Source organism: Vibrio sp. OPT20, assembly GCF_963889365.1.
GTDB lineage: Bacteria > Pseudomonadota > Gammaproteobacteria > Enterobacterales > Vibrionaceae > Vibrio > Vibrio splendidus.
On record NZ_CAWPOA010000106.1, the window covers coordinates 249,907 to 265,586 of the forward strand.

Below are 15,680 nucleotides of genomic sequence, written 5' to 3' on the forward strand. Positions count from 1 at the left end.
TCATCGTAACCCGAAACACACCCGATATCGGTGAGTCGATTGGTTTCCTTCCCGGCACCGAGGAAGAAAAAATGCTGCCTTGGTTAGCGGCGGTGACCGATACACTGGAAGCTCTGCACAAGAACGATCACTGCACCGAAGGCTCGATGAAGTACATCTGTGACAAGGCCAATATCCAGTTCAAATCGATTAACTTCATGCGTGGCCGCTCAATTCAAAATGCCTTTGTCCTTTTGGATGAGTGTCAGAACCTCACCGCTTCACAAATCAAAACCATCATCACCCGTTGTGGTGAAGGCACCAAGATCGTCTGTTCAGGAAACCTAGCTCAGATAGATTCATCTTACTTAACCCCTGTAACTTCAGGCTTAACCTACATGGTCGAGCGTTTTAAAGACTTCGAAGGCAGTGCCAATATTCACCTCAATGGTGTGGTACGAAGCCGACTGGCCGAGTTTGCTGAAGAGAACATGTAACGGTTCTGTTTAGTAAATAGCGATCCAGAAACAAAAAAACCAGAAACAGAAAAGCGCCTCACATTGGAGGCGCTTTTAGCTTTAACTTTAGCTTTAACTTTAGCTTTAGCTTTAGCTTTAGCTCTAGCTCTAGCTCTAGCTTTAACTGAAACTGAAACTGAAACTGAAACTGTAATTTCAACTAGCTTGCTATAACAAATCTGCTGAAGTTGGTCTGAATTACTCAGTACCACCTACCGTTAACGAGTCTAGTTTCAATGTTGGTTGACCAACACCGACTGGTACGCTTTGGCCGGCTTTACCACATACACCAACACCACGGTCAAGGCTAAGGTCGTTACCCACCATAGACACTTGCTGCATCGCTTCGATACCCGAACCGATTAGCGTTGCACCTTTCACTGGGTGAGTGATCTTACCGTTTTCAATCATGTACGCTTCAGAAGCGGAGAATACAAACTTACCAGAAGTAATATCCACCTGACCGCCACCAAAGTTCGGCGCGTAGATGCCTCTTTCAACCGTCGAGATAATCTCTTCAGGAGTATGCTCACCTGGCAACATGTAAGTGTTGGTCATGCGCGGCATAGGAAGGTGTGCATAAGACTCACGACGACCATTACCGGTAGGCGCTACACCCATTAGACGAGCATTAAGCTTATCTTGCATGTAACCTTTTAGGATGCCGTTTTCGATTAGCGTGTTGTACTGGCCATTAACGCCTTCATCATCGACGTTCAATGAACCACGTAGATCCGTTAATGTACCGTCATCAACAATCGTACATAGGCTTGATGTGACTTGCTCGCCCACTTTGCCAGAAAATACTGAAGACTCTTTACGGTTGAAGTCACCTTCTAAACCGTGGCCTACCGCTTCATGTAGAAGAACGCCCGGCCAACCCGAACCAAGAACGACAGGCATTGCACCAGCAGGTGCAGCAACTGCTTCAAGGTTAACTAACGCTTGGCGGATTGCTTCATCAGCAAATTGATAAGCAACCTGAGAACCATTAGCATCACTTAAGAAGAAGTCGTAACCAAAACGACCACCGCCACCAGCACTGCCACGTTCACGACGATCGCCTTTCTGAGCAAGTACGCTAATAGACAAGCGAACCAGCGGGCGAATATCACCAGCGAAAGTACCATCAGTTGCCGCAACCAGCATCTGCTCATGTACACCACTTAAGCTTACCGATACTTCAGTTACCATCGGCTCTTTAGTACGAATGTAAGCATCAAGCGCTTTAAGTAGTTCTGTCTTTTGCTGCTTTTCCCAGCTTGCTAGCGGGTTTACCGCGTCATAGTAAGCTTGGTTAGAGTTGCGCTTGAAAGCTTGTACCTTGCCGTTTTGGCCTTGTTTAGCGATACCGCGAGCCGCGATTGCACTCTGTTTAAGGCCATCCAATTGGATTTGGTCAGAGTAAGCAAAACCGGTTTTTTCACCAGAGACTGCTCGTACACCAAGACCACAATCGATATTGAAAGAGCCGTCTTTAATAATGCTGTCTTCTAGCACTAATGACTCGTGCCAGCTTGACTGAAAGTAAATATCAGCATAATCAATTTGGCGGGTAGCAATGCTCGCCAATGTATCTGCGATATTTTGCTCCGTCAGCCCTGTTGGGTTCAGTAGCGCTTCTTCAATTTGATTAATGCTCATAAATGGCTCTTGTTTGTAATTAAAATTGATTGGTAAATCGAGTGTGTTGCGCGATTGGCATCTTTTGCCTGATTGATTCGCAACTGGATGTGTCTATCTCAATCACCATACTTTTAGGATCTTGGTCTAGCTGTGCGACCACTCGTCCCCATGGATCAACCACCATTGAGTGTCCCCATGTTTCTCTTTGACAAGGGTGTTTTCCCCCTTGCCCCACCGCGACAATCCACGATTGTGTTTCGATCGCGCGGCATCTTAATAATGCTTCCCAATGTGCTTGACCCGTTACCGCAGTAAACGCTGCTGGTACCACTATGATTTGTGCACCTTGCTTACGTAACTCTGAATACAAGTGAGGAAAGCGCACATCATAACAAATACTCAAACCTAAGCGACCAAAAGGCGTTTCCGTCGTCACAACTCGCTCACCCGGCGTGAAAATATCCGACTCTCGATAGCACTTGTGCGCATCGGCGACATCCACATCAAACATGTGTAGCTTATCGTAATGAGCAACTAGGCACCCAAAGTCATCAATCACTAGGGTTGTAGTGGTCACGCCTTCAGCTGTGCTTATCGGCATACTACCGACAACGATCCACATTCGGTGAAGCTTGGCTAACTCAAATAATTTCTTTTGTAGTAGGCCATCATTTAGAGGCTCAGCATACTGGTGATAGTCGGCTTTACTACCAAAAACTAACGCGTTTTCAGGGCACACAACCCACTTCGCCCCCAACGCTTTGCACTTTGCTACTTCTTGAGCAAGGTAAGCAAGGTTCAATTCAGGGTTAGGGCCAGATGTCATTTGAATCAACCCAACACTATCCATGTGTCTCGCTCCTCTATTCATTATGATTCAGAAATCGGCATTTGACCGTATATTAACCGACTGGCTTGTTATCAACTACTCAGCTAATTTTCTCAATTTTTCGGGTAGCTGGAACTCGCCAGAACTACGAGAAAGCTCACTCACCGTAGGTGAATCCAATGGGCCTTTTACCGAGTAATTAACTTGAGTAAAGACTTCAACCACCGGCGATATAACCGTAGTCACGGCCAATACATACAACGCCGTTTGAGGCGTTACCGCAAACGCCGTTAATACTGGAATGCCCGAGGTAATATCAGGGGTAAAGTTCACCTCAGCATCGACCAAGCGCGTGTTGAGGTTAGCGATTCCTTTGATCTTCATCTCACCCGCGACCGCATCCATATTCAGATCGTTCGTCAGGAAGATACCATTTTGAATCTTGCCCGTTCCTGTGATGCTATTGAATGCCATGCCTTTATCAAACACATCCGAGAAATCGAGCTGCATCTTACGGATAATCGAATCTAGGCTAAACAACCCCAGCAATCGAGCCGCACCACTGACATCCGAGATGATACCTTTACCAAACTTGGTTTTAACGTTGCCATCAAGGGTATCCATTTTGATCCCCCATGGCGAACCATCCCAGTTCAGTTGGCCTTCTAACTCGAATGGTGCTTTTTGAATTCCGGATGTAATGCCGAAGCGCTCCATGAGCTCGCTATTGTTTTCACCTTCAATATCAACGGTTAGCGATGAATAACTCTTGTCACCATTCAGTGCCCACCAGCCACTCACGTCGGCTTTATTGCTCCCGCTTCGAACTTGAATCTTGTTCCACTCAAGCCGATCGTCTTGTCTAGTTAACTCAACATCGACGGTACCGACCTTATAGCCTTGTAGCCAAAAATCGTTCAGCGTTAACTTCAGGTTAGGCATCGCATCATAAATCTCTCTATCTAGCTTAGAGATCAATGGTGCTTCTTGTTCTTTACGTTGCAGTAGTTGTTCTTGGTTTTTCTTATCGCTCCATTCAGGAACAAACAGATGCAGGCGATCCAGAGAAACGGTTAAATCGTAAGGAGGCAGATAATTAATATCTCCTTCGATCTCTTGGCTAGACACTTCCATTTGCCACGCTTGTTTGTTCTTGCGGGCGCTAAAGTCGACATCATTCCAAGAAATACCACCTAAGATCAGCTCTTTACTCTCAAAGGTAATACGGCTTGGCGCTGGAATGGTTGGCGTGTTCATTTGGCTAAGTATTGCATCTGACGGTTGCACTGGCTCCATCACCACTGATAACCAATCATCAGCATTGAATTTATCCGTACGAATCAACGCATGATGCCCAACGACAGGGCTAATTTTATAGCCACCACGACCCAGCACTAAATTAGTCGCCGTTAACTCGGGAACATCGCCAGTAATATCAATCTCAGCTTGGTATTTAGTGTTCGGCAGTTGCAGACGCGCGGTAATAGCTTCTTGATTACCTGATGCTTGTAGTCGAGCAGAGCCGCTCTCCAAGGATTTTTTAGCCAATGGATACGGGTAATCACTGGCTAAATATTTAAGATCTGACTGTAAGTCTAACTGGTAGCTAAAACCGATATCGTTAAGTTGAATTTCAATCTGGCTTTGCCATTGCGCATGACCTGACAAGCGACTCATCCACTGTTCACCAATATATGGTTCTAAAGGCTTAACGTCCCAATCGCCTAACACATCAATATCAACGGCATATCCAGGCCCATCGTTGAGCCCTTTAAAGTCAACGGAAATACCTTGCTTTAATAAATCGGCAGCGAGACCGTTGGCCGTAATCACATCATTATCAAATTCAATACGCCCAGTGGTATTTTCAAGCACCATCGGCGGCGCTTCAATCTCAACATGGTTATCTTTGAGATCGGCATAGCCCCAAGCCCTTGGCTCTTTTTCGGAATCAAAAGGAATATTAAGTTGGAATTCAGACGATACATCACCACTCACTTGCAGCGCCGTTAGGGCGGCACCCACAGAATCAACCAATGGTGAAGCCGTCATGTAATCACGAACCGCATTACCTGACGCCGTCGCTTTAGCTTCAATTTCAATATGGCCGCCTTCCCCTAAATAAGGAATGCGTCCTGTGATTCGGTCGGCTGTCACATCCATCAGTTGGGCGGAGCGAGAATCCAGATGCATCGCATCATTTTCAAACAACAGATCAAGTTGAAGATCGGTAATCAATGGCCAGGCAGTATCAAAACTGAACTTAGCGTCCTCTAAGCCAACCCAAACTTGGAAAATACCATCGTGGTTGGTGTATGGATACTGAGACAAATCGCCATGCCACAACAGTTTTACGGTATCCGCTTTACCCGCTTGAATCGCAGTAGAAAGGTAGTCGGTAAGATCTTGTCCAAGTGCCAATGTAGGTAAGTAACGCCATGTCTCGCCGACATTGTAAGCATCAGCTTCGCCGTAGAACGATAAGAATGGGCTAGCATCCTTTGGAAAGTCCAAGCGAAATGCGCCTAGGACTTGTAAATCTGGCGTGGCTGCTGTGATTTTATCTGACCAAAGCTTCCAACCGTTTTCATCTTGCTGCCAAACAATATCAACTTGACCTTGTTTGATATTCAAAGGCGCTTGAAAGACATCACCATAAGGAAACACATCATCAATCACATGCAGACTGGCTTTCGCTTCAGATGCAGAGCCAAACACACTGCCTGAAACTTGGCTAAAGCCCGGAACCAACTCCCATTGCTCAATGGCGAGATCAGAAAAATTCGCTGAATAACGTAAGCTTTCAATGCCAGAATCCATTGAGACCCGAATATCAGAAACGGAGCCACCAGGCTTCAACGAATTGATCATTTTGGTTGATTGCGCAGAATCAGGCAGCAACTTAATCAACGGCGTCAGTGTTTCGATATCGAGTTCAGAAACATTGAGCTCCCAAGGGCCGCTATTCCACTTGAAGGCAACATCTAACTCAGGCCAAGGCCTATCATCCGTTCTAAGATTAAGTGAGTGACCATTCACTTGCCATCCATCATCAATGGGAGACAACTTAAACACCCCTGACTCAAGCATCAGATCATGTTGGCCATCTTCGTTCCAAGTCAATTCAGAAGGTAACACCTCAACATACGCACTCACTGGTTTGCTGTTTCTCAAGGTCAGCCAGCTATTCAAACTCACTGTACCGGTTTCAACACCAGACTCAGCCTGCATGTAACGGGTTAGCCATGGTTTAACCGAGATGTTATCTGCACTCACATAGAACTCACCGGTTACATCGGTTAATGAGCCACCATCGATAAAGTTAGCACTTACTGACAACGAGTTAAGATTGGCGTCTTTAATGCTAACAACCCCTTCAGCAAGGTGATGTTTATCTGTGTTTTGCCATTTTAAAATGTCGATATCGAGCTGACGATCTTCGCCCGAAACTGAGCGATAGAGAAGTGAAGAGTCTTTAGCGGTCACATCCACCAAAGTTTTCAATAGTAAATTATCCAGCTCTTTCATCACACGCTTCGAAGAACCGGGATCTTTAGGTTCGTCTGTACCGTTTCCAGCAAACAGATCAATTGAGCGAATATCAAGATACATTTGATTCATGACCAGATCGGCCACAACTGGACGCATCTGAACGAGCGATTGAATCAAGTCAAACTCGACTTCAACACGCTCAACAGAGAAGGTCACATCCTCTGCATTTGGGAGGCTGGCTTTAACGCCTTGTAGAGCAATAGAAGGGTGAGTGTTGCGCCAAAAACCGCCCACATCTTGAATAGAAAACTCAAAACCGGAATGTTGGTTTACCCAAAGCTCAATTTCAGATTGATACTTATTTAAATTGGGTAAGGCTACACGCAGTGTAGTAACAGCAATGGCTAGCGTTACTAAGAGAGTAACCACTAACCATAGACATGCACGAAGAATCAGAGTAACGCTTGAACTCACAAAATATCCATTACATCATAACAACATCAAACTGCTCTTGTATGTACAGAGGCTCAGCTTGGATTTTAACTTGTTTACCAATAAACACCTCAAGCTCCGCAAGCGCATGAGACTCATCGCCCTCTAGCGCCTCGGCAACGGCAGCTGCCGCATAGACCACAAACTTATCAGCGTCATACGCACGATTCACTCGTGTGATCTCTCGAAGGATTTCATAACAAACGGTTTCAACTGTCTTCACACTGCCACGCCCTTCACAGGCAGGACAACTCGAACACAGAATATGCTCAATACTTTCACGAGTACGTTTACGCGTCATCTCAACCAAGCCAAGCTGTGTAAAGCCATTGATATTGGTTTTCACACGATCTTTGTCTAGCGCCGCCTCTAAAGAAGTTAGTACTCGCTTACGATGTTCCTCAGACAGCATATCGATAAAGTCGATAATGATAATGCCACCTAAGTTACGCAAACGCAGCTGACGAGCAATGGCTTGCGTCGCTTCTACGTTGGTGTTGAAAATCGTCTCTTCTAGATTACGACGACCGACAAAGGCACCGGTGTTGATGTCGACGGTCGTCATCGCTTCCGTTTGGTCGATAATCAGATACCCACCAGACTTCAATTCGACTTTACGATCCAAAGAGCGTTGAACTTCGTTCTCGGTATCGTACATATCAAAGATAGGCTTGTCGCCTTCATACAATTCAAGCTTTTCAGTCAGCTCTGGCACGTACTCAGAAGTAAATTCTTTTAGGTTTTCATATTCTAAACGCGAATCGACCTGGATTCGGCTCAGCTCAGTACCCACAAAGTCACGTAAGATACGCTGGCTTAGGCAAAGTTCACCGTATAGACGAGTACGAGCTTTGTGTTTACCACGACGCTCTAACACTTTTAGCCATAATCGCTTCAAGAATGCGGCATCTTGTGCTAATTCATTCGAGTCTGCGCCTTCAGCTGCAGTACGGATAATGAAGCCACCGTGTTCGTCACAGTAACGAGAGACCACTTTTTTAAGGCGGTTACGTTCAGACTCACTGTCGATTCGTTGAGATACGCCGACATGACTTGCGCCCGGCATAAAGACCAAATAACGAGACGGTAAAGTAATATCAGTCGTTAAGCGGGCACCTTTGGTACCAAGAGGATCTTTGACGACTTGAACCACAATGTCTTGTCCTTGGCGAACAAGCTCAGAGATGTCACGAACCTGAAATTGCTTCTTTTCGTTTTCAGCGACACATTCAGTGTGTGGAACAATATCAGAGGCGTGTAGAAAAGCTGCTTTCTCAAGGCCTATATCCACAAAAGCCGCCTGCATTCCCGGAAGAACACGGCTTACACGTCCTTTGTAAATATTTCCTACGATACCGCGTCGAGCATCTCGTTCGACATGGATCTCTTGAAGAGCCCCCCCTTCAATCATGGCCACGCGAGTTTCACTCGGGGTCACGTTCAGCAACAATTCAGCACTCATGGTGCACCTCAGATTAGTAATTATAAGAATTCTTGCAGTAGCTGGTCCGTTTCATATAAAGGCAAGCCGACAACGGCGTAATAACTACCTTCGATTCGGGTAACAAAGCGCCCACCCAAACCTTGGATCCCATAGCTACCGGCTTTATCGCATGGCTCCCCTGTTTGCCAGTATTGTTCTATTTCTTGTTCACTGAGGGGTTTAAACCATACGTCGGTAATAATGATTTCTGTTCTTTGTTTTTTTTCTGAAACCACAGAAACCGCCGTCATCACTTGGTGACGCTCGTTTGCTAACTGAGTAAGCATGCGCTTAGAGTCGGCAAAATCGATGGGTTTCTCGAGCACTTGCCCTTGGCTTACGACGACTGTGTCAGAACCAAGAACCACTGTTTCAGAATCAAGAGAAATAGCATCAGAGTCAAGAGCTACGATGCCTGAGCCAACAGCTACATTATCAACACTAGAAACTACATTATCAGAACTAGGAACGACATGCTGCTTTTCAGAAGGGTTATCTTTCAATAAAGACAACGCAGCTAAGGCTTTATCTAAAGATAGTCGCTTAACGTACTCTTCGGCGGTTTCTTGGGCGTGTTTACACTCTTCAACATCAGTTACAAGGACAGAAAACTCATAACCAAGTTGAGATAGCAGTTCTTTGCGGCGTGGTGAACCGGATGCCAAAACTAAATGCTTCTTTTCCATTGTCACTCTACCTTACATGCCAATGACGACGTACGCGTCTCATTAATAGAAACATCCAAGGCCAAAGTATACAGTTTATCAATGCGCTCCATAACGATAATGGATTGAAAACGACATCTTGGATCAAATATTCACCAAAGAAGATCAACACCTCAAACAATACCGTTAACGCAGCAATAATCATCGCTTGTTGCCATAGCGCCATGTTACGAATGACTAGGAAATTCATCGCAATAATGTACATAACGATTGCCATCATCATGCCTCTAATACCTAACGTCGAGCCTATCAATAGATCCCACAATAAGCCAAGAATCAAAGCGCTACCCACGTTAACACGGTGAGGTAGAGCCAAAACCCAGTAACAGGTAACCAGTAGCAGCCAAGATGGTCTAAATAGATCCAAACTACCAGGCCAAGGAATCGTTTGCAGAATAAGGGCTACTAAAAATGAGCAGCCAATGACTACCTTGCTTCTTAAAACGCTATTGGCCATCTTCGCCCTCTAACAATGCTTGTTCTATGCTGGATTGATCCGCTTGCATCTGTTTGTTTTCATCAGGCCATACTAGCAGCAAGTATCTGAGCTTATCGAACTCAACCACAGGCTCCGCTTTGATAACGGCAAACTCACGTTTCGGGTCGTAATCAACGGCAGTAACGTAGGCAACTGGATAACCTTCTGGATATACTCCACCGAGTCCAGATGTCACCAATAGATCTTCTTCTTGTATATCGGTACTGGTTGGAATGTGCTCTAGCTGGATCTCATCAATCATGCCATTGCCCGAAGCGATCACTCGAATATCGTTGCGAATAACTTGTACGGGAATCGCATTGTTTGCGTCAGTCAGTAACAGGACACGACTATTATGAGCAGCAACAAAAGTCACTTGGCCGACAATGCCTTTTTCGTTGATCACCGGTTGACCTTCATACACCCCATCAATCTGACCTTTGTCGATCACAACTTGATGACGATATGGTGAAGTGTCTACCGCCATAACTTCTGTGACGACTTTCTTCTCATCACGGATAAACGGAGATCCTAACAACTTACGGAGGCGCTTGTTTTCTTCTTGATATTGCTCAAGCAGAATCAGCTCGCTCTTCAGGCGCAAGACTTCACGTTTAATATTATGGTTGGATTCGATTAGGCCTTTACGAGTACTAAAACGATCGTAGACACCATCGAACATAGTACGAGGTAAGTTGGCTGCATATTGAATAGGTGCAACCATGCTGTTCAATAGATAGCGTACATTTGAGAAAGCATCTAAACGACTATCAGCCAGCATAAGGCTGGCTGATAAAATTACAGCAAAAAACAGGCGCAATTGTAGAGAGGGACCTCTACCAAAAATTGGCTTCATTCTATATTTGGTCCTAGAGCTACATTTGATCCTATAGACAAGGTCCTAGGCTCTTTACATAAAACTAGATAAGAAAAGAGCCTAACACTAGATATTATTCTTCGCTGAACAGGTCGCCGCCGTGCATGTCGATCATCTCTAGGGCTTTACCGCCACCTAGAGCAACACACGTTAATGGCTCTTCTGCCACAACAACAGGGATACCCGTTTCTTCAGTAAGCAGACGATCAAGGTCTTTAAGCAGTGCACCACCACCTGTCAGTACCATACCGTTTTCTGAAATATCAGAAGCAAGCTCTGGCGGACACTGTTCTAGTGCAACCATCACTGCAGATACGATGCCAGATAGCGGCTCTTGAAGTGCTTCAAGAATTTCGTTTGAGTTCAGGCTAAAGCTACGAGGTACACCTTCAGCAAGGTTACGACCACGTACTTCGATCTCATCGACTTCATCGCCAGGGTAAGCTGAACCGATTTCGTGTTTGATCTTCTCTGCTGTCGCTTCACCGATCAAGCTACCGTAGTTACGACGAACGTAGTTGATGATCGCTTCATCAAAACGGTCACCGCCGATACGTACAGAAGACGAGTAAACCACACCGTTTAGTGAGATAACCGCAACTTCAGTAGTACCACCACCGATATCAACCACCATTGAACCCGTAGGCTCAGATACACGTAGGCCAGCACCAATCGCAGCAGCCATAGGCTCATCGATTAGGTAAACCTCACGAGCACCAGCACCTAATGCTGATTCACGGATAGCACGACGCTCAACCTGAGTTGAACCACAAGGTACACAAACCAAAACACGAGGGCTTGGTTTAAGCACACTGTTGTCATGCACTTGCTTAATAAAGTGCTGAAGCATTTTTTCGGTTACGTAAAAGTCAGCAATTACACCGTCTTTCATTGGACGGATCGCTGAAATGTTACCAGGCGTACGACCAAGCATTTGCTTAGCAGCGTGACCAACAGCAGCTACACTCTTTGCAGACCCCGTACGATCTTGGCGAATAGCGACAACGGAAGGCTCATCAAGAACAATGCCTTGGCCTTTTACATATATAAGGGTATTGGCTGTACCTAAATCAATCGATAGGTCGTTTGAAAACATGCCACGAAGTTTTTTAAACATATTCTTCGCTCATCCTGCAAGAATTAGAAGACAAAAATTGCACTAAATGTACCAATGCCTTGCTGTCACGGCAAGGCATTGAAGTATAAACATGGACTGAAACCCGCAATTTCTTACAGATTCCTAACTTAAGGGGCAAAAATTATATTTTTACTGACCTGTTAACCCACTTTCACCTCGGTAGATCACTCGATCGTTACCGCGGTAGATACCGAATGTGACAACGGTGGAGGGATCTTCATCACCTAGTTGGCGCCAGTTGTAGCGCAGCCATGGCTGATCTTGATCGCTGCCTGAGCATGCAACAGGGGTTTCACCAGTTTTAGCCGTTGGTGCAGAGTCATCCATTCTTAACCACAGACGGACTTGCTCACGTGGCGAATCTGTACCTGTTAGCGTATTTTGATTTGCTGTGACGTTTTCCTCTCCATCATCAACACTTCCACTGCCATTGAGTGAAGCTAGTGTAGTTTTGACTGCATTACTGGTCCAAATGACTTGCTTACAGAAATTTGAACCATTAAAGGTGCTGCGATCATCATCGTCATTCACAACAAAGTCACTGCCATCCCAAAACTCAGCACGAAGTGGAATAGTTAGAGTAGTACCAGAATTACCACCAATATCATCAAGCGTCATTCGACCATAACGGGCCGGAGGTTGGACTGGGAATACCGCAGAATTTGTTAAAGTATCAGAATCAGTAAATGACACAGGATCTGTTCCCTCGATCGTTAAACCAAAGTTTGTAGTTGTCGAGTTAGCATCTGACGTATTAAACGGTGTGTCTCTGCGGCTAACATCATCTGAATCCACAACTCGTTGAAGCTCAGCTGCATTGTCATTAAGCAACCAATGTTTACGATCAGCTGACCATGTTCCAGAACCCGTATCTAGCAAGAAGCCGTTATCAGTGTTGCTATCATCTAAAACACCAAACTTTGCTTGTAACTCTGTATTAAAGAACCGGTAATTATTAAGAACATTATCCGTATCACCTTCACCAGAAGCCATTGGATATACTTGGTGAACTGTAGAATCATAAGGTTGACTTAGGTATGCGATATCCTTTTGATTGGCGACATTCCATTCCGGAGTACCTTGCACAAAGTATTTAGGGTAAAAGCGGCCAATAGATTTACTACCAGAGAAGCCGCCAAGGATACTTCCGTAGAAGCTGCCAGTTTCAGTTGCGATGAAATTAAAACTACCCACTTCTGAGTATTTTAAGCTCTCGAACTTATAACCTTTATTCGCCTGATCATTCGGCGAAATTTGTTTAGTTAGTTGAGCAACAGGGGTTAAATCACCTAGCTCAGCAGCAGGATAATCCGTAATTGAAGGGGTATCTAAAGTTGTTGTAACTTTCACGCTTGCTGTCGACTCAAAGTAATTATTCGTCAACAAATTATCATCAGTACAAACCGAAGATGAGCCGGTATGCTTTATCGGGCGGGCATAAACATCAAATGGAGATCCGGCAGCAGCAAAACTATCTGAGTCTTTCTCGTTGCTGTTTCCATCGGAGCTCTTGTTGGTGCAAATCGCAAATTTCCAAGGGCGAGAGTAGACCGAGAAACTTCCCTCTACATCGTAACTCCCATCCTCGGGGCAACCTGCGAAACCTGTACAATCAAAACTGCTGTCTTTTAAAGTAACATTGAAAAGGCCTGATTCAGAGATAGTTAAGTCTGTTGAGGCGCTGCCTTCTTCAAACTCAGGTAAATAAACCAAAGAACCATAGGAACCACTCCAAGAACTATCAAGCTCGTGGGAAATAGTAATTTCATCATCAGCTTCACCTACATAGTTTTCAGCAACAACAATTGAGTCACCAGAATCGCATGCTAAAACTTTAGTTACTGTCGGTGTCGCCTGTCCCGCAATAACGTTAAGACGATTGGTTGGAGTATTGCCATCCACTAAAGAGAATTTAAATGGTACGAACTTAAACTGACTTTCAACCTCTTTACCTGAATCATCCACTAGCGTTGCAGTTAGTTTATAATCAGAGTCAAAATCGATATTGGCAGTCTCTTTAGCGACGAATTTTAAAGTTAACTCACCATCGTCATTTGAAAAATAATTAGGGTAAGTACCTGAACCCTGCAGAACAGAAACTTCGAATTCATCAGCATCTGGCGCAATACCTACGGTAACGGCTAGACTTTCAGCCACACCATTATTGGAGGTATTAATGGTAAATTGGGGGGAATCGTCGCCACACATCAAAGCTAAATTGGTTGCTGGGGAAATATCAATTTCATAGTCATCTGAAGGTTGAAAACAATGATTGTCAGTCGCAATAATCTTAGAAGTATTCCTCAGGCTAATAGCCTTAGCAGTAACTGCACCATAGACCGTTGACTGGTTACTCATAATGACATCGACTTCGCTATATAAAAGACCTCTAAATTCACTCCGGTTGGCAAAGTTAACATTAGAGTTTTGCAATGCGTGGATAAAAACTACTAGTTGCCCATCCCCCTCTTCACCGAAAAATGAATCATTATTACTTAAATTCACTTTTCCTATGTGAATAATAACTTTTTCTCCGTCAGGGATAATGACTCTCCCTGCGTTATTAATATCCAAACTACCGACCCAGTATGTGCCGCTATAAAATGTTACAGAGCCTTTTCCAACACTCAAACTTCCTATTGATTCATTATTAGAAAATTCTGCATCACCTTGCCATACATTTACAGTCTCCAGTCCATTATCAGGAGATTGGAAGCTTTCTAGTTCTTGCTTATTAACCAACAATCCTTCTTCACCATAACACTCCGTACTATCACAAGCGCTCTCCTTCTTATTTCCTGTTATCGTATTTTGAGGAAACCCTATATACCTCTTTCCATTTGATACTAACGCTCCTTCTATCCCCTCCGATGTATCCAACAAAATATAAGTATTCTCGTTATTTTTCCATGTTTGAGCTGGTGAAGGAAATAACTGACAAATTTCACTCGTTGGCGGCTTATCAAATAAAAAGTACGAATAGGGCTCTACAACATGCGCACGTTCATAATCTTGAGTCATGTCTTCTTCGTTGATTAAAGCAACACCAGTTTTCGATACTGAACAGCGCCTCAACCAGCCGCCATTGTTACCATTACGTGTACGCTTTGACGCGAGTAATGTAGGGATACCCGAAAAACCAGAAGCTGAAAAATCTTGTACAAGCTGACAACCTTCTGTGATTGGTTTGATAACCCTATCATCGATATTCAGCGTATTTGATGTTGACCCTTGGCCAAGCCAAAATTTCTGCCCATTTATAAACCCTTCTCCTAGCCCTGCGACAAAAGCAACTTGTTCATTACTACTAAGCTGAGCATTAGATGAAACTTCTGAACGATCAAGGACTAGATTAAATGCATTTGTTGTCGGGTTTAGAGCGATTGGGGTTAACCAAACAGGAGCGCTACCTTGCATATTGCTCAAGCTTTGAATCTGTACTAAAACGCCCGGAGAAGAGCTGAAGTTGGATGATAAGCCAAAATCACTGAATTGCACCAACTTACTATTATTAGACCCACCACCAACATTTGAATAAGTACGGTTATAATCAACTGTTCCTGCGACTAACTTCGCCCCACTATCAAACTCCAGTACGCCAGGTTCAATGACCAAATAATCGATATTTTCCATTGGAGCATCAACGTACTCCACTAAAGGATCGCTGGCATTGGTGCTACATCGCCACTGCCCTTTATTATTCTGTTTCAAGCGAACACACGCCGCATCATGGGGCGGAAGTAGTTGCTTTATCGTTGCCTGACTCGATGAAATAGACCAAACACGGAGATCAGAAGGGTATTCTGTCGTTTTACTATTAAAGTTTGAGCGGGTCGCATTAACCGTTGACATAACAAACACCAAAGGCGCTGAATCATAGTTTTTTTCAAACTCAATTACACACTCTACTTTTGATCCGGAAATAGTACATTTATCGGCGGGAATCGTACCGAACTCAAACTGAGGGTTAGTATTAACATTAGCTTGAACTAATGGAGATAAAAAAAGCGCAACTAATAATATTGAAAAATGCTTTATCATAA

At 44.4% G+C, this 15,680-nt stretch carries 10 protein-coding genes; 1 reads left to right on the plus strand and 9 read right to left on the minus strand.

Annotated elements, in window-relative coordinates; all coding sequences use genetic code 11:
• Positions 1-476: PhoH family protein (locus tag AACR09_RS22915; protein ID WP_228010844.1), on the plus strand; the 476-nt coding region annotated here is incomplete at its 5' end.
• 219 nt (positions 477-695) lie between these two features.
• On the opposite strand, the gene tldD is transcribed toward AACR09_RS22915, so the two are convergent.
• From tldD to AACR09_RS22960, 9 genes are all read right to left on the minus strand, one after another.
• The gene (tldD, locus tag AACR09_RS22920) at positions 696-2,141 is read right to left on the minus strand and encodes a metalloprotease TldD (protein WP_004735920.1); all 1,446 of its coding nucleotides are present in this window, start codon (positions 2,139-2,141) and stop codon (positions 696-698) included.
• Between the two features lie 19 nt (positions 2,142-2,160).
• Complete coding sequence (locus AACR09_RS22925) at positions 2,161-2,973, minus strand: carbon-nitrogen hydrolase family protein (RefSeq protein WP_193835750.1); 813 nt, start codon at positions 2,971-2,973, stop codon at positions 2,161-2,163.
• 75 nt (positions 2,974-3,048) lie between these two features.
• Entirely contained in the window at positions 3,049-6,918 is a 3,870-nt protein-coding gene (locus tag AACR09_RS22930; RefSeq protein WP_193835751.1) for a YhdP family protein, read from the minus strand.
• A gap of 10 nt (positions 6,919-6,928) precedes the next feature.
• The gene (rng, locus tag AACR09_RS22935) at positions 6,929-8,398 is read right to left on the minus strand and encodes a ribonuclease G (protein ID WP_004735923.1); all 1,470 of its coding nucleotides are present in this window, start codon (positions 8,396-8,398) and stop codon (positions 6,929-6,931) included.
• Positions 8,399-8,418: 20 nt separating this feature from the next.
• Positions 8,419-9,105 carry a Maf family protein gene (locus AACR09_RS22940; RefSeq protein ID WP_193835752.1) on the minus strand — a complete coding sequence of 229 codons (687 nt, stop codon included), beginning with the start codon at positions 9,103-9,105 and terminating at the stop codon, positions 8,419-8,421.
• Between the two features lie 7 nt (positions 9,106-9,112).
• Entirely contained in the window at positions 9,113-9,601 is a 489-nt protein-coding gene (gene mreD, locus AACR09_RS22945; RefSeq protein ID WP_004735926.1) for a rod shape-determining protein MreD, read from the minus strand.
• Positions 9,591-10,478, minus strand: a complete 888-nt coding sequence (gene mreC / locus AACR09_RS22950; RefSeq protein ID WP_004735927.1) for a rod shape-determining protein MreC — start codon at positions 10,476-10,478, stop codon at positions 9,591-9,593. The genes mreD and mreC overlap by 11 nt, the downstream gene beginning before the upstream one ends.
• Before the next feature lie 94 nt (positions 10,479-10,572).
• Positions 10,573-11,616 (minus strand): rod shape-determining protein, encoded by a 1,044-nt coding sequence (locus AACR09_RS22955; RefSeq protein WP_004735928.1) that lies wholly within the window; start codon positions 11,614-11,616, stop codon positions 10,573-10,575.
• Positions 11,617-11,766: 150 nt separating this feature from the next.
• Positions 11,767-15,678, minus strand: a complete 3,912-nt coding sequence (locus tag AACR09_RS22960; protein WP_193835753.1) for a DUF6701 domain-containing protein — start codon at positions 15,676-15,678, stop codon at positions 11,767-11,769.
• Positions 15,679-15,680 lie beyond the last annotated feature (2 nt).